Raw genomic sequence first — 15739 nt, 5'->3', positions numbered from 1 at the left:
GAGTTGATCAAATTGGGATTTTTGGCTGTGGCAACCGCAGTGCTTGCAACACCCTGCATCGCAGCAAGCCGCGAATACGAGGCTTGCCTATTCCTGGCGAAGAAAGTCATGACCGCGCCGGACACGTTTGAGGTGATTGACTTCACCGACTTTACGGCAATTTCTAAGCCCGTCATTGTTATTAAAGGCAAATCAAAAGACTCAAACTTGTCCGAATTCAGAACAACTATTGAATGTACATTCAATAAATCTGGTTCAAATCCAGTTAATCTGGTCTCTTTTGCAATAGACAACAATAAATGGTCGGGACCTAACGCCGACTTGTATCGCGATTATCTGAAAATCGGCGGATTTTAACCGCCGACCCTCAGTGAAGGGCGCGAGCGCGCCCCGCTGCATGCTGCTCAAGCATGGCGTCGAACTCGGCATCGCTCGGCCCATCCGGCTTGCCTTCGCCGTGCGCCTGGTTCCAACCGTCGATCACGGCGTTGAACTGGAACAGGCTCATGCGGCCGATTTCTTGCGGCGAGAAGCCGAGCGCGCCGCCGGCTCGGTAGAAGGCGGAGGCGGAGAGCCGCTTTGATCCTCCCCCGCCGCCGGTTTTCCCGGCGTTTTCGCCTTTTCCTCCGGCCCGATGAGGGCCATTCCGAGGATTTCCAGCGCAAGGGGAACGCTCTCCATCAGGGGCCGGGATTCCACATAGCGCTTGATGCGGGCCAGGGCTTCCAGCGGATCCATTCCGCCGCCGATCAGGCCGAGCCGGACAATCTCCCGCAGATCCTGCACCCGCCACTTGCGGTGCAGCAGGCGCTCATAGATTTCCGCCGGCCCGGCGTCGCAGAGGTGCTGCAGCTCCAAGAGCTGATCGATGGGGAGCCGGAACGTATGCGTGCCGTCCCCCCAATCGCGCGTCAGCGCGGCATCATGCGTGCCCATCAGGCTGCAATCGCCGCTTCGCTGAGGGCGCCGGTGCCGGACAAGCTGATATCCACGGTCACCTTGTTCCCGCGCTCGCCGGAAATGTTGAACTGCGTCAACAGAGCCGCACCCGAGTATTTCCGGCCGGCGGCAGCGCCGCTGTAGACCTCGACGCGGACGTTCTTGGGCTGGCCGCTCTTGAACCAGGTGTCCCACATGGCGACGGACTCGCTCGCGAGCACGCCGGCGCCGGAGACTTCCCACGACAGGGACACCACCTCGCGCTCCGTCCAGACCGGCAGGCTGGGATCGGTGCAGTCGGGCACGACCGTATCGTTGGCCTCGGCCGAGCGATTGAGCCCCTTGGTGGTGAGGCCGCACGGCGCGGTGAAAACCTCGGTCGGCGTCGCACCGTCGCCGATGAGAACCAGCATTTTCGACCCGCTGAAGGTCGTGGAAGCAACCATTGGGATATGTCCTCGTGTGGGGCCGAACGGCCGGTCAGACGGTCTCTGTCAGAGCTCGAAAGGTGATGACGGCATGGGTGGTGAGGCCGTCCGGATCGCGAGAAACTCGGGTATCGCGCCACAGGATTTCCACCAGGCGATGCCTTGGCGCGAGATCGAGCGCGGCTTCGTGCAGCGCGCCCTTGACGGCGCCGGCGATGCGCTTAGCCTCAATTGACCCCGTCACCTGCGACCATGCGTGCACGTCGATGAAGGCTTCGGTGCCGTCCACGCAATCGGCGCCGTCCTCATTCATCTGCACCGCGGCGATTTCCACGAACGGATAGACCGCGTCGGGCGGCGGCGCGTCGTAGACCCTCTGTGCGATCAGGGCGGTGACGGCGGGCGCCGCGGTAAGGATGGCAAAAAGCGCGCGCTGCAAGGCCTCCGAAGGGTCGCTCATGTGCCCGCTACCTTTTTCGCCGCCTTGGTGATGGATCGCGAGATGCGGGATTTCACCTTCTTCCGGTTCGCCCGATAAGCCGGGTAGAAGAAGGGCTGTGCCGGCGTCGCCGCGTGCGCCTGGAGCGCCTTGGTCATGATGACCGTGCGCCGGTAATTGGCGTTCCGACGCGAGGGCTTCGCAGAGGAGGACTTCGTCCCGAATTCGACCCATCGCGCATAGAACGCCGCATCATCGCCCGCGAAGATAGTGACGCGCAGATCCTGGCGGCTGTCTTGAATCTCGGCGGACGTCGGCTTCTTTCCCTTCCGCCTTCCGCCGAGCTTGGCCGTTTCGGGCGCCTCGCCGAACACCCAACCGATGCTATCCGCCAGATCGCCGGTCTTTTTGGGAACCAGACGGCGTTGCATCTCGGTGATTTCGTCAGCACTTTGCGCGAGCGCATCTGCCATGCCCCGGCGAACTTCAGCCGGAAGAGCCCGCAGCTTCTTCCGCAGACTTTCCCGCCCCTGGATTTTGGCCATCAGGTCGCCGGCCCCGCAACCGCCAGAATATCAATGAACGCGCGATCACCCGCCATGTCGGCCGTTCCGGTGAGCGCGTAGATGACGCCCGTGCGCGCATCCACGGCGCGCCATGCAGGGGATATCTGCCGGGTGGCGGCGGAACTGCGCACGATGATGATGACCGGCTGGGAGCCCGCTAGACGCCCGGCAAGCACGCCCTCGCCACCCTTCAGCGGCTGCACCTTGGCAGCGACGGTGAATTGCGCCTGCCAATCGCCCTTGGTATTGCCGGCCCCGTCGTTCGCGGCGGCCCGCTTCTCGAAACGGATGCGCTCGCGCAGGTCACCCGCCGAGGTCATCGGCCGCCAGATCTGGTTCGGAGGCATCCTTGGGCTTCGCCGCCGGCTCCGCGGCGCCTGCCGCTTTCGCTGCGGCGGCGCACGGTGTGGTGACGAGGGCGACGGTCCCGTCCGTAAAGGCGTGCACCTTGCCGATCTGAGGACGCCAGTCGAAGTCGGCTGTGAATTTCACCCAAGGCATCAGAATCTCCAGACGCGATACGGACCGAGCAGCGCATCCACGCCCAACGGCAGGTGAGAAAAGCTCACCTCGGACTCGGCCTCTCGGTTGCGGTACCAATGGCCGATCATCAGCAGCATGGCCTGCTGGATCGGAACGGCGTCGAGCTCAGGCGTCTCGTAACCGGCCCGATAGCGCACCCGCACCGCGCCGGGCCGGCGAAGCACCAGAGGCCAGCAGGAGCCGAACAAAGGATAGAGCCGTGCGAGGCCACCGTGATTGATCACGGCAACTGCCTCGGTCGCGAGGGACTGTTGGGCGCCGAGCGGATCGAGATAGGAGATGCTCACCAACTCGACATAGGGCGGGTACGGCAGATCGATATGGGCTCCCGGCCACAACTCGCAGCCGTCGAGGGTAAGTTCCAGCGTCTGCAGGCCTATAGCCCGTCCAAGGTCGCCGGACGGGCCGTCAATGTGCGCCTGAGCGGCAAAAATCAACCGCTCGATATCGGCATCATCATCTCCATGCTCGACGCGCAGATGGCTTTTCGCCTGATCCATGGTGATGATCGATGCGGGACGCACGATGACGGCGACGGACATTTTCAGGCCTCGGACTTGGCACCCTTGGGCGCCTTGTTCGATAGCGGCTTGTCCGATTTGTTGATCAGCGTCGGCGCGGCCTTGACCTCACCCGCCGGCGCAAGCGTGCCGAGGCGCACCAGATGCATCGCATCGGATGCCGCGAGTTCGCGTGTGTCGCCCTGAAAATATTGGCGGTCACCGTCATGCTGTCGCAGGACGTCATACTTCGGCATGTGAAACCCTCCTGAGGTTACGGGGCGGGTTTCCCCGCCCCGTCAGATATTGCAAGATCAAGCGACGCGGCCGAAGTCTCCGTAGATGAAGCCCTCCGGACGATAGACCGCCAGGGCCAGCCGCTCTTCACAGAGCGCCGTCACGAGGTTATTTAATGATGATTTTACAATGACTTATACGGCATTGCGCAACTCTTGCGCAAATCATCCAACCTGATCGGCCTTGTCATGCGCAAGAACGCTCTCATTCACACCTAAGCCGGCCAGCAGACGAGAGGCCGCTAAAGTGGAGATGGACTTGCGACCGGCGCTGCCGATCATCGGATGCGCGTACACCTGCAACGTCATGTCGAAGCGCTTATGTCCCATTGCTTGAGCAGCATCCATCACGGACATGCCGTTCGCTATGATCCAGCTTGAATAGAAGTGGCGCAGCGCATGAAAATGGAAGTTGTCTCCGCCTTCTTCATGAAGCCCCGCCTCCTTCAATAAGGGATGCCAGTATGTATTGAAGAAGCCACTGGCGCCTATAAAGCCACCCGGCCCTTTATCTGTGCGCGATAACTTTGCGCGGAACAGAAGGCCTCTATCGCTTGGAGCCATGTCGTCGCGTATCCATTCCGACAACATTTTAGATAGATGCGGCGGCATATGAACGTCGCGCAAGCCCGCGCGTGTTTTAGGCCCCTTAATTTCGTCCCACATGGTGAGGCTATGTCTTACCTCAATAAGGCCGGCCTCAAAATTGACGCGCGGCAATGTCAGAGCGGCAATCTCTCCCCACCGCAACCCACAGAAGACAGCCAAATGCACAAAGCACCTTGCAAGACGATGGGTGCGTGGATGCTGATTTCTTCTGCGAACATCAGCAGCCTTAAGCAGCACTAAAATCTGATCGGGCGAGAACGTACGTATAGGCTCGCTTGCAATTCCTCGGAGCTTCTTGCGTGCCTGCGCTGCGGGATTCGTCTTCACCCAATCGCGGCCCGGTGCTGCAGCAAAGTCAAAAATCTGACCAAGCTTTATCAGCCGCTCCTTCGCTGTGACGGGGGACAACCCGTGCAGTCGCAGAAGTTTTCCGTAATATTCCTCACAATCTGTGCATGTTATCTGATGAATCTTCTTGTCTCCGAGTAATGGGATGACACTCTTGTTAACAGACGTTTGGAGATTTTTTAAAGTCGCCTTTGAAATGCGGCCATCCTCGACTCTAATTTCCTGTTCTTTCAGGAATTCATCGCAGGCATGGCGCACGGTGACGCCATCTCGATCAACTATGTGAACGCCGCAGTCAATCTCATCTTCCATTTTGCGCTTGAAGGCGTCTGCGTCCTTCTTTCGGTCAAACTGCCTGCTACGGTGCTTCCCGCCCGCAAAATACCGCACAACCCACGCTGATTTTGTCGCGCCTTTGTATAACCATTCCCGCTTGCTGACACTAGCCATAATAAAACTCCTATATCCGGCCGTCGATCCCGGCCTACTATTAGGCCGGGATCGTTTTCAAACGGGCGTTGACTGTCCGAATTGCTCCCAAATGCCTTCCTGATCCGCTACGCCCCACTCGGAACTATCGGGATCAAGTTCATCATCATCATCTGGATCAACTTCCAAATCTGACGTGCCTTTGCGGTGGTGATCGCCACGCGCCTCAGCTTCGGTAAAACCGAGGGTCGGTTCCTCTTCATCATGGCCGCCATATGCCTGAAGCACGCTTTGATCTTCGAAGCCCGTCCAGCCGGCAGATGGCTCCTTGTCGGTATTTCCGTCGCCTTCAAGGTCATCGTCGGACCCTTCCAAGTCGGTCTCTTCGCCACCGAGCGAGGGTTCCATGTCCGCGCCGTCCTCATCATTCTCCGTGCCAGCGTCGAAGGCTGCCAAGGCGTCGAGGATGGCGGTTGTCACGGGCGCCAATAGGAAGCGCCTGCGACCATTGCGGAACACGTGAGACAGTTCGCAAAGGTCGCGGAGCGCCTGAACCTCAGGCGGAAGCGGCGGGTATTCGCTTCGGTAGAGCAGGAAGATGCGCACCAGCTCTTGCCGCACCGATGCCGCAACGGGGGTGCGGGACAAGGCGCACAACACAAGCGCCTGCCCCTCGTTCAGAAGGTAGGCGAGGCCCGGCCGGCCACGCATGGGTTTCTCTCCAGCGTGGAGAGAATTCACGGGCAACGCGCCGTAGGCTTCCAATTCGGCCTTGTTGCGCTCGATCAACTTCCTGATGTTGTATGGCTTTTCGAACGCGAGCCGGCGCGCTAGCGTCAAATCGCCGATTCGGGGCGCATCGCTGCAAAGCACCAGATCGTGCTTTTGGATGGGTATTCCATTCCTAGCGGCGTCGGCGGGCAGACTTTCGCCGGCCATCGCGCACGCCTTGGGCGTCATGATGTTCATGGGGTTCACTCGCTGGTTACGGCCTTCCACAGCCGTGCCCGGTGTCAGACCGGGCAGCCGGGGGGTGGAAACCTGCCAGCGAGACAGGTCGGCGTGCTTTTAAGCTTTCGCTCTGGACATGGCGCACCGCCCCCGGCCATAGTGGCCAGGTTCGGCGCGCCTCCGCCAAGAGACGCACCACCGCGTTATTGAGCCCGCCAAGGCTCTCACGCATTCGGCAGCTTTCCGGCGCCAACCGGTTGCCTGCCTATCGCTGATCCGGGTTTCCACACCCAACACCCATGTTTGCACCGCTTCGCGCCTTCCCGCAAGGGAGGACCGCGCGCGTGCGTTCGCCTGACCAAAGAGGCGAAGAGGCTGGCGGGAAGGTGTTGGCCTGCATCAGGTGCGGTTGCTGGAGATTTGCCGCCCGCGCGCTCTTTCCACAAGGCCCGGCACTTGTCTCAACGTTTCCCGCTGCGACTGCGCCAGGATGGAAGCCATTTCCTCACGCGACATGGTCGAGCCGCGCGCGTCGATGGTGGTGGACGGAGCGAACGTGACTCCTGCGACGGGGCGCGGCGCAATGGCGGTGTTCGCTGTGATGATCCGTCCAACCGATCCGCCGTCCGCCATGCGCTGCACCTGCCCCGAATTGATCCGGTCCAAGAGCCCACGGTTGCGCCGCGCATCGCGGGCGTTCACGACATATTCGCCGTTCGAAAGGCGAGCGGGGATGTCGTCAGACCTGCCCGTTCCAGGGCCGCGCACCAGCCCGCCGCCGGCAAATCCGAACGTGGCACCAGCCGTCGCACCAACCGTGCCCCCAGCGCCCCCCAGCGCCCCGGAAAGCAGGCCGATGATGCCGCCAGCCTTCCCGCCGGAGGCGGCGCTTCCGAAGAGCCCGCCGAGGGGGCCGTCCCCCAGCAAGGCGGCCTGAAGCACCAGGTCCGACATGCGCTTGGTGGCATTCGTGAGGGCATCGGCAAACGTCTGTGTGCCGTCGATGAGACCCGAGATGCTGCCGCCGGCAATGTTCCCAAATTCCTGTTGGAGCTGATTCAATTGCTGTTGCTTTTCCGTGAGGCGTTCAAATTCCACGGACGCGCGCCCATAGGCATCAGCCTCCTGCTCGATCTGCTCGCGGATCGCGGGCGTGATTTCAATTCCCTCCTGCCTTGCCGCAGTGAAAAGGCTCAGCGCCGCCCGCGCCTTGGCGGTCTCATATGTGCCCTTACCGACCATCTCCGCTTCCAGCCGCAGCGCCTCGGTGTGTTTGCTCACCGCCGCAACCTCGCGGTCAAAGTCGCTCACCTTCTCGGCCGCGCCCTTCTTCTCCTTCCCACCGATCACTGGATAATCAGCGGCCTTGATTGTCTTCGCGGCCGGCTTCTTGCCGCTGCTGGCAAGGTCCGACACATCGAAGCCGGCGCCGAGCGCGGTCCCTTGGCCACCTTTCAGAGCCGCAATTCCCTGATCGCGCGGCGCAGGGGACAAGCCGTTGCGCGCCGCCTCGGCTGCGGAGAAGTCCACGCCGAGCAAGGGGCCGATCTTGTTCCAGAAGGACGAATTGCCGACATTGGTAAGCCATTGCTGGAGCATACCGAGCTTGGTGACGGCGGCATCCACTGCGGTCGGGATCGCCTCGATTGCGGTCGCTACCCCTTTCATGTTCTGGACGGCATTTGCCGATGCGCCAGATGTCTTGTCGAGCTCGCCCACGGCTTTCGTTGCGGCGTTGGACACACGCGTGAAACCCTGGGCAATCGTCTCCGTAGCGGCCCCGGCTTGCTCTCGCAGCCCCTCTGCGCCGGCCTGGAAGCCCTTGAAGAAGGCGACGTTGGAAATCTTCCCGTCCGCGACCAGCGCCTTCAATTTCGAGACGCTGCCGCCGGCTTCCTCGATCCCGTTCGCCACCGCCTGCAGGATCGGCCGGGCCCCCTCGTTGACGGAATTGAACTCCTCCGCCTGAACCCTGGAGCTGCCGAGAAGCTGCGAAAGCTGCAGCAGCGCACCCGTGGCCTCGCTGGGCGATGTGCCGGCGACGCGGAGCGCTACGGCCACGTCTTCGGAAAACTGAACTAGATCCTGCTGTGTGGCGCCAAGCTCTTTCGCCGACTGCGCGGCGCGCCCATAGAGCGTGGTCAGCGCCTCGATCGGCGCGCCCTGCCGCTGTGCCGCATCGAAGAGTTGGCCCATGACAGTGCCCAGATCAGCACCTGAAAGGCCGGCCACCTTCAGCGCGTTCGTCGCTCGCGTCCATGAGTCCGCGTACTGGATGATCTCGCGCGTCCCCAATGCGGCGCCGACTGCGGCAAGGCTGCGGGTGAACAGTCCAGCCCCCGCATTCCCCATCGCCGCCGCTGCCCTGGCCGTGGAGTCGGTGAGGTTTTTTTCTATCTGCTTTCCAGCCCGCGCCGACGATTGCGACATGCGATTGAAAGACCGGTCGCTGTTCGCGGTGGCGCGAGCAAGAGCGTTCTCAAATTTCTTGGTGTTTGCCTCGAGCGAAACAACCATGCGTTCCAGATCGGTGGCCATGGGCGCGCCTCCTCAGGCTGCCGACGCAGCGGCATCGTCGTCGCGTTCATCGAACACAGCGAATTCCGGGGATATGCCGAACAGCGCCGCCTCAAGGCAGCGTAGCGCGAGCACGGCATAGGGGGCTTGTGGATTGGTCTCAAGCACGTGATCCACCAGGGGATGGCGTGCGACGGGCACGTTCGCGAAGCCGAATGCGATCATCTTTTTCAGATGGCTGACTTGGCCATCTTCGAGCAATGCGAAGTTAAGAATGGTCCGCACCTCATTGACGGTCCAATGCCCCCTGCCGAAACGCCGGAATACAGCGTAGGCGGAATCATTGAGTGCGCATTCAAGGCTCTCAATGACTTCCCGGCGCAAGCACACCACACACTGCTTTCCCCCGATGAATGCGGTTACGTGATCGGACTTCTGCGTCATGACGTTCACCTGTGAATTTTATTGCCTCTGACAAAAAAGCCGGGCGGTTTGTGCCGCCCGGCTTCAGGATCATTCGACTGCGAAACTACCCCGCTCCCACGTTGCCGAAGCTGCCATAGGTCAACGCCTTGGCCTGCTTGACGGCGAAGCCGATGCGCTCTTCGGCGAGCACGGCCACCAGGTTCCGAACGAAAAAGTCAGCATGCTCGGTGCCCACTTCCACGCGCGCCTCCCACCGGTCATACAGCGTGGCGGCGGCTTCGAAATTGCCCACCAAGAAGCTGTCGATAGAGATCGCCGGGGTCGGAACCACCGGCAGTCCGAACAGCGCCGGCTCGACCATCACGCCTGGCGCGCCCAAGATGTAATTTCCGTCGCCGTCCTTGATCATCCGGATGCGCATCCAGTCGGCCGGATGCATGACGATTCCGTCCGCTGGCAGGTCCGCCAACGCGTTCTGAAGGATGGCCAAGCCGATGGTATCGATCATCGTCGGGGCCGTGATGTCGATTACCGGAGCGAACGCGGTCGCCTGAGGGATCATGCCCAGCAGGTTCTGGCCCGTGCCGTCCCCATAGAGCAACTGGGATTCCTCCTTCAAAGCCAGCCCATAGCGCAACTGCGTATCGATCAGCCCGGCGAGCTGCGGCGCATCGTCGAGGATCTGACGAGATGCGGGCAGCCAATGAGCAATCGTCTTGATGGGAGCGGTGACCAGTTCAAAGGCCCACGCGCTTTCCGACTTTGCCGCGCCCTCAGCCACCGGAGCGGCGCTGTTCGTGAAGGAGGTCTCCCGCGGATATTCAACGCTGCCGCTGGTGACGCGCACGGGCGTGAAGAAATTACGGATGGTCAGCCTGCGCTTCGGCAAGAGTGAGACGCCATCGCGCTGCGGAACAACCAGGGCGCCACCGGAGCCGGTGCCAGACGTGATGGTCGTTTTCATCTGGATGCGCACCCGGCCGGGCCGGCTGTGGGTCTCAGCGGCAAACGCCTTCACATCTGCTGCTTCGGTGAACTGCGCGCCCCACGTCTGGGCCTCGGCCGGGCCGCCGCCGCGAAACGCCTGGGCCATCTTCTGTTCGATATCCGCGAGCTGTTCGGACACAGCGGCGAGCGTCAGGCCATCCTTCTGCGCCTTGCTTTCCAGCGGCTTCAGGCGACCATCGATGGCCTTGTTGTTGTCCTCGATGGCCTTCACGAGAGGCGACAGCGAGTCGTCTTTCTGCATCAAGTGGGCACCGGCGAGTAGCGCGGCGCGGATGCCGGGGGTCATGTGCTGGGTCATTTCTGCCTCATAGATTGAGCGAGCCGCACGATGCGGGCCGCAGCTTCCTTCACGTTGGTGCTGGTGTCTTCGGAGGGCTCGGCCTGTAGGGCTGGCCAACCGCCATTCGCGAGCCGCTCCGCCGCGACCTTCGGCAAGCCGTGCTTGTGGAGAAGATCCACAAGGTCTCGCTTGCTATCGAGGGTGATTCTCGCGCGGCGGTTAGCGGGCAGGCCCACCACCGAAATCTCCACCAAGTCGAGATCGGTGAGGATGGTGGTGCCCTGCGGGCCAAACTGCTTGCCATTCGGGGCGATGAGATAGCCGATGGACATGCCGGTAACGTCGCCGGCTTTCACGTGCGCATGGGCGTTCGAGCCCTCTTGCGTCTGAAGGTTAAAAACACCCTCGACCGCAAGCCCGTAGCTGTCTTCCTTCATGGTGAGCCAGCGACCCACGACGCGTGATTGATCGTGAGCCCAAAGCATCATCGGCATGAAGCCTGCGGCCTGGTGCTCTGCAATCGTGCGAGCAAAGGCGCCAGCCTGGATGATGTCACCATGGCTGTCAGGCACGCCGCCAAAGGTTGAGGCGTAGCCCTTCACCTTGCCGGACGCGGTTGCTGTGGCATCGAATTTGAGTTCGAGCGGGGGCGAATATCGCTTGTTATTGGTGGTATCCATTGGCCAGCCTTCGCACGTCAAAGCATCGGCCCATGAGGAGCCGTTTTAAGCTTCGCGGCCCGGCATCCCGCCGGTTCCTGAAGATGGCCGTTGATCGCGCCCCAGCCTGCTGGTGACGTCTTCATTCGGACAAGCAGGAGGATGCCAGAGCCGCAGGAGGATTGCAAGTCAATGCGTAACGGTGCCCTCGGCCTGACCGTCCAGTTGATCGGCGATCTTGCGTAGATGAACAGCCAATGCGGCCGGGCCGAGGATCGTTCGTGCCCACACAATCGACCAAGATATGAAGCCATCGCAAATGGCGTCACGCGGTATGTTTGATAGGTCAAGCAGATGTACTGCCGCTTCCATTGCGCGGTGGATTTTTTCCACAGTTTCGTCAGCCATTGGTACGCACTCCTTTTGAGGTCGAGTATGTGTGGTTGAGCCGTGCCGGGCCGTATGCCCGGCTCAACAGGGCATGCGGCACCCGTCGCGGCAGACCGGATATCGCATAACCAGTTGATACAAAAAAAGTTTTCGGTAACTTGCGCCGCGATACGCGCGACTTCCCAGCCGGTGCGGTGGCGGAGGGGTTTTGAGCTTTGCCCTCCCCCCCTGCCCTGCCGATTCACGCGTCGGCTTGGCCGGTCCGATCTGTCTAGGATGACAATGAAGGGTTGGACCGTATCCGCCGCTGATGTTCTCTAGTGCGGTCCAATCTGTCTAATCTGTCCAATCTGAATTAAGGTAGAGCGCTTCACCTCGGTGCGTTCAATGTGCGGCCGCGCGCGCACACGCACACACACGCGAGGCGATAAGCTTAGACAGATTGGACAGATTGGACGGGGTTAGATCTGGTAAAGGTTTGACGGGTCCACTCTACCTCGCTTGGTCCAATGTGAGATTGGACTAAAGCGCGCTTTCCCCATCAAACTCGCTCTCTCGCACATCAGTATCGGCATCTTCTGTAGCCGGATCATATGGCCAGGATATCTCTTGACCGACCTCAGCAACGAATGCCTCTCGACACTGCGAAAGCGGTGGCATTCTATAGCACCATACTCGCTTCGGTACAGCCCGCTCGCGCTCGATATAGGGTCGGCTCTTCGCGAGGTTCGGAACAAGCTTGAAGAGCTTCATTCCGAACGCAATCATCTCCCGCTTGCGCCGCACACCCACCTTGTCGGCCGTCGCTATGTAATCATCGAATAAGCTGTAGCTCGGAACCTCGTACAACCAGGTGTCTCCACCGGATAACGTCGTTCCGGACATAAGCCGTTCAAGCCACCAGCTTTCAACCGAGTCAAGAGACAATAGTTTTTGCTCAAGCAGCGCGCCCGTCCTCGGTATACGCCGCAAATCGACCGAGTTCACATCGAGCGAAAGAAGATCGTGAAGAAGCCGTTCTCGCCCACCGCTCGCCAATTGCTCTTCCATCTCCGCGAAATAACCCGAATTCTGTGCGCATCGCGAATCTACGTCGAGCACACAGAATCTCCGCTCATCTTTACCGGCGGGCACAACCCAGTCTTCGTTGGATGTCATCATGAGGCGGACGTGATTTGCCACCCGGATAGGGTCTATCCCCTTCGCTTCGATCATCTGGAAGCGCGACGTGATGAGGCCCTTCAACCGTCCTTCCGCGACCTTGTCGCCCGCCCACACAGCCTCCTCCGCCTGGAGAAGAAGGCACGCCGCCATGTGTGCGTTGAACTGGCCCGTCACATAGCGCGGATCATCCACAAGGAAGTAATGAGCGGCAACTAGCGAGCCGATGACCTCGCCCACCTTGGTCTTTCCGCTACCCCTCTTTCCCCTCAATACCAGGGCCGTGCCGATGCGCTCGCGCGGACGCTGCAACAGATGGGCGAACCAAGCCCATACCCACCGGAACAGTGCGTCGTCACCTTGACAGACATTGTTGAGCACATGGTCGCGGAAGATCGAATAACTTCCTTCCGTGGCGGACGGCACAACCGAGAAACCGCGCCACAGGTTGAGATAGCTGGGCGTGGTCTCCGCACCATCCGGGTTCGGGAAGAATTCGATGCCAGCGAATTGGCGCCGCTGGCCGTGTGCCAGCCACCGCGCCGCCCACGTCATGCCTTTTGTTTTGCCGTCAGGCCCGCGCGTCTCGGTATAGCTGTTCTGAAACCACATGCGAAACGCGTCTATGCCCAAGATGCGAACACGATCTTCTATAGGACCGATGGTTTGCACCCGGACCACAACCGACTTACTCCCCATCAACACCAATGAGAACTCGCCGTTCATCGCTTCCACGTCGAAGCCGCCGCTTCGAGGCTCGGGGCCGATTTCTCCCGGCGCCGAAACACTGGCGCCGTCCACATGGGCGGCAACAGCAACGTCAGGTTTCGCCGTCGGCGGCGTGCTTCCGCTCGCGCCCATGACAATCTCCGCTATGGCTTGGTGTGGGGGGCGTTTTCCCCCTGAGGCCTTAGCCATCAGTCCACCTTCGTGGATTCAGCTTCCTGCTTAGCCATCCACTCATTAAGGGTGGTTTTCCTGGCACAGACAGTTCGACCCATCCGAAACACCGGCAACATATTCAGATGCACCCGATGCTTCGCTTGGCGTGCCGACATGCCGAGGTGAGCCGCGATTGCCGACACACCAACAAGCACATCCGATTTCGGATTTTGCTCCATTCGTTTCGTCCTTACATGCGCAGGCCGTTGCGCAAATGAGGCGTAACGGCCTATCCGGGGATGTGTGATATTCGCTGACAATCCAAGTACTTAGATTGCCCTATGTGGCCAAAGAAAAAGCGCCAATTTACCCACAAAAATCATACATAAGCGTATGATTTATAAGGGTATTTTGGCGCTTTAGATTAAACGGTCACGAGATTCTTGATGAAATCATCCTCGTTCTCGGTGGCGATTTCGACGCGCGCCATCCACCGGTCGAACACCTGCGCGCCGAGGCGGAAGGCACCGGTCAGGAACTTGTCGAGGGCGATGGATTGCGTCGTGACCACCGGCAGCGACCACAGCGTGGGCGAGAGCGTGCCCTGCGGGTTGCCGATGATGTAACGGCCTTCGGCGTCCTTCAGCGTCTCGATCCACGCCCAATCGATCGGGTGCATGACGTGGCCCGTCGCGGGGAGTTCGGCCAGCGCGGCCTGCAGCATGGCGAGGCGCATCATGTCGATGCTGGTGGGGGCGGTCAGGGTGATCGGGGCCACAAAGGCCGTCGCCTGCGGGATGATGCCGAGGAGATTCTGACCCGTGCCGTCACCGTTCAGGAGCTGCGCCTCTTCCTTGAAGGCGAGGCCATACCGCAGCCGCCCGTCGATATAGGAGGCGAGCTGCGCGAAATCCTCGAGGATCTGGCGCGAGGCCTTGGCGTGATGCGCAATAACTTTTGCGCCGGTCTGCATCAGGTCAAACTTCAGGTCCGACTGCGGCTTTGCAGCCCCTTCCGCCACGGTCGAGGCAGAGTTCGTAAAGCCCGTCTCGCGGACATATTCGAGCGTGCTGCCGTCCATGCGACCGGGGGTGATCAGGTCGCGCACCGTCATGCGGCGATCCGGCGGCGCGATGATGCCGGGAAGACGGGTCTGGTTCACGGCGGCGCCGGCGGAACCGGCGGCGTTAGTGGTGGCGGAGGTGATGGTGGCCTTGGTCTGGTAGTCCACCCGGCCGCGCGGCTGCGACTTGGCGCAGAAGGCTTTTACCTCCGCGCTGTCGATGAACTGTTGACCGAGGCTCTTTTCCTCGGCCTCGGCACCGCCGCGCAGCGCCTGGGCCATCTGCTGCTCATACGCGGCGACCTGTTCCTGCAGGCCGTTCATCTTGAGCAGGGCTTCGTCGGCCTTCTCCTTCAGAGACGTCGACATGGTGACGCCCTTCCCCGCCTCGGTGAGCGCCTTTTCGGCGATCTCCTTCACGGCATCGAAGCTCTTCTTGAACTGTTCGGTCACGTCAGCCGCCAATTGTTCGGCGGACTTGGTGGTCTGCCCCTCGTTGGGGCGGTCAAAACAGATGCGGGGGCCGATGGCGGCGGACGCGAGCCAAGCGATTCCGCCCGCCGCAACGGTGCGATGGGTGATGTGCATTGCGATTGCCTTTCGGGGCAGAGAGATTCAGCGGGCCTTCAGGAGGGCTTCCAGAAAGGCCGTGGCTTCATTCGCCTTCGCCTCGGGCTCCCCCCGAAGATGCGGCGCCGCCTTGCCGGCGATGGCCGCAGCAAGGCTCTTTGAGAAACCCGCATCCCGCAGGTGTTCCTCAAATTCACGGACGGTCGGCAACTTGCCGCCGGCCACAAGGGATTTCACCATTTCAACCCGCGCCCGCTCGTTCGCGGCGAAGGTGACGATGCTGACTTCGCGAAGATCCAGCTTTTTCAGCAAGAGCACGCCTTGCTTGTCCTCATGCGGCGCCGTCTCAATGGTGCGGTAGCCGATGGAGAGACCATCGAGGGCCTCTTCCTTGAGCATGGCATATGCTTCAGCGGCGCGCGGCAGCACGTCCTTGAGCAGCCGGCCCTTGACGTAAAGGCCCTTCTTGTCTTCCGACAGATCGTCCCACACGCCGATGGGCTGCATGGGATCGTGCTGCCAGAGCATCTTGACCTTGCGGCCCCTGCGGCTCGCCTCGACCAGAGACGCGACGAAGGCGCCGGGCTCGACCACCTCGTTGTAGCTATCCACCACGCCGAAGACAGACCCATACCCCTCGATCACGCCGCTGTCGGAAATGGATTTCTGATCGAGGAAAACGCCGCTGTTCTTGGTTTCGACGGCGAAAGCGTCGGTCTTCATGTGAAGCATAGC

The 15739-nt window shown here is 61.0% G+C and carries 21 protein-coding genes; 1 reads left to right on the top strand and 20 read right to left on the bottom strand.

The window, feature by feature from the left end:
* Positions 1-3 precede the first annotated feature (3 nt).
* Entirely contained in the window at positions 4-357 is a 354-nt protein-coding gene (locus V5F77_RS20515) for a hypothetical protein (protein ID WP_429007203.1), read from the top strand.
* Between the two features lie 10 nt (positions 358-367).
* Here V5F77_RS20515 and V5F77_RS20510 read toward each other — a convergent pair whose 3' ends face one another.
* The 20 genes from V5F77_RS20510 to V5F77_RS20415 all read right to left on the bottom strand — a co-directional run bounded on the left by V5F77_RS20510 (position 368) and on the right by V5F77_RS20415 (position 15736).
* Positions 368-508 carry a hypothetical protein gene (locus V5F77_RS20510; RefSeq protein ID WP_429007202.1) on the bottom strand — a complete coding sequence of 47 codons (141 nt, stop codon included), beginning with the start codon at positions 506-508 and terminating at the stop codon, positions 368-370.
* Positions 505-936: a gene transfer agent family protein gene (locus tag V5F77_RS20505; RefSeq protein WP_429007201.1), complete on the bottom strand. Its 432-nt coding sequence runs from the start codon at positions 934-936 to the stop codon at positions 505-507. The genes V5F77_RS20510 and V5F77_RS20505 overlap by 4 nt, the downstream gene beginning before the upstream one ends.
* Positions 936-1385, bottom strand: coding sequence for a phage tail tube protein (locus V5F77_RS20500; RefSeq protein WP_429007200.1), 450 nt, complete (start codon positions 1383-1385; stop codon positions 936-938). Before V5F77_RS20500 ends, V5F77_RS20505 begins: the two co-directional genes overlap by 1 nt.
* A 34-nt stretch (positions 1386-1419) precedes the next feature.
* Positions 1420-1827: a DUF3168 domain-containing protein gene (locus V5F77_RS20495; protein ID WP_429007199.1), complete on the bottom strand. Its 408-nt coding sequence runs from the start codon at positions 1825-1827 to the stop codon at positions 1420-1422.
* Positions 1824-2351: an HK97-gp10 family putative phage morphogenesis protein gene (locus V5F77_RS20490; protein WP_429007198.1), complete on the bottom strand. Its 528-nt coding sequence runs from the start codon at positions 2349-2351 to the stop codon at positions 1824-1826. The genes V5F77_RS20495 and V5F77_RS20490 overlap by 4 nt, the downstream gene beginning before the upstream one ends.
* The gene (locus V5F77_RS20485) at positions 2351-2692 is read right to left on the bottom strand and encodes a head-tail adaptor protein (protein WP_429007197.1); all 342 of its coding nucleotides are present in this window, start codon (positions 2690-2692) and stop codon (positions 2351-2353) included. The genes V5F77_RS20490 and V5F77_RS20485 overlap by 1 nt, the downstream gene beginning before the upstream one ends.
* Positions 2676-2873, bottom strand: coding sequence for a hypothetical protein (locus V5F77_RS20480; RefSeq protein WP_429007196.1), 198 nt, complete (start codon positions 2871-2873; stop codon positions 2676-2678). Before V5F77_RS20480 ends, V5F77_RS20485 begins: the two co-directional genes overlap by 17 nt.
* Entirely contained in the window at positions 2873-3457 is a 585-nt protein-coding gene (locus V5F77_RS20475; RefSeq protein WP_429007195.1) for a head-tail connector protein, read from the bottom strand. Before V5F77_RS20475 ends, V5F77_RS20480 begins: the two co-directional genes overlap by 1 nt.
* 2 nt (positions 3458-3459) lie before the next feature.
* Positions 3460-3672 carry a hypothetical protein gene (locus tag V5F77_RS20470; protein ID WP_429007194.1) on the bottom strand — a complete coding sequence of 71 codons (213 nt, stop codon included), beginning with the start codon at positions 3670-3672 and terminating at the stop codon, positions 3460-3462.
* 204 nt (positions 3673-3876) lie between these two features.
* Positions 3877-5118, bottom strand: a complete 1242-nt coding sequence (locus V5F77_RS20465; protein WP_429007193.1) for a tyrosine-type recombinase/integrase — start codon at positions 5116-5118, stop codon at positions 3877-3879.
* Positions 5119-5175: 57 nt separating this feature from the next.
* Entirely contained in the window at positions 5176-6066 is an 891-nt protein-coding gene (locus tag V5F77_RS20460; RefSeq protein WP_429007192.1) for a hypothetical protein, read from the bottom strand.
* A 381-nt stretch (positions 6067-6447) separates the two neighbouring features.
* Positions 6448-8586 (bottom strand): tape measure protein, encoded by a 2139-nt coding sequence (locus tag V5F77_RS20455; RefSeq protein ID WP_429007191.1) that lies wholly within the window; start codon positions 8584-8586, stop codon positions 6448-6450.
* A gap of 12 nt (positions 8587-8598) precedes the next feature.
* On the bottom strand, positions 8599-9009 hold the full coding sequence (locus tag V5F77_RS20450; protein ID WP_429007190.1) for a GTA-gp10 family protein: 411 nt from the start codon (positions 9007-9009) through the stop codon (positions 8599-8601).
* Between the two features lie 85 nt (positions 9010-9094).
* A complete protein-coding gene (locus tag V5F77_RS20445) occupies positions 9095-10285 on the bottom strand; it encodes a phage major capsid protein (protein WP_429007189.1) in 1191 nt (396 codons plus the stop codon).
* Positions 10286-10293: 8 nt separating this feature from the next.
* Positions 10294-10980, bottom strand: coding sequence for an HK97 family phage prohead protease (locus V5F77_RS20440; protein WP_429007188.1), 687 nt, complete (start codon positions 10978-10980; stop codon positions 10294-10296).
* A gap of 147 nt (positions 10981-11127) precedes the next feature.
* On the bottom strand, positions 11128-11346 hold the full coding sequence (locus tag V5F77_RS20435; RefSeq protein WP_429007187.1) for a hypothetical protein: 219 nt from the start codon (positions 11344-11346) through the stop codon (positions 11128-11130).
* Between the two features lie 504 nt (positions 11347-11850).
* Entirely contained in the window at positions 11851-13350 is a 1500-nt protein-coding gene (locus tag V5F77_RS20430) for a primase-helicase family protein (protein ID WP_429007186.1), read from the bottom strand.
* A gap of 56 nt (positions 13351-13406) precedes the next feature.
* Positions 13407-13610 (bottom strand): DNA-binding protein, encoded by a 204-nt coding sequence (locus V5F77_RS20425; protein ID WP_429007185.1) that lies wholly within the window; start codon positions 13608-13610, stop codon positions 13407-13409.
* A 185-nt stretch (positions 13611-13795) separates the two neighbouring features.
* Entirely contained in the window at positions 13796-15022 is a 1227-nt protein-coding gene (locus tag V5F77_RS20420) for a phage major capsid protein (protein WP_429007184.1), read from the bottom strand.
* A 27-nt stretch (positions 15023-15049) separates the two neighbouring features.
* Complete coding sequence (locus V5F77_RS20415; RefSeq protein ID WP_429007183.1) at positions 15050-15736, bottom strand: HK97 family phage prohead protease; 687 nt, start codon at positions 15734-15736, stop codon at positions 15050-15052.
* Positions 15737-15739: the final 3 nt, after the last annotated feature.

It is taken from the genome of Roseixanthobacter psychrophilus (assembly GCF_043195195.1).
GTDB lineage: Bacteria > Pseudomonadota > Alphaproteobacteria > Rhizobiales > Xanthobacteraceae > NCEH01.
Note: the sequence above shows the minus strand (reverse complement) of the source record. Positions and strands in the feature narration are given on the sequence as shown.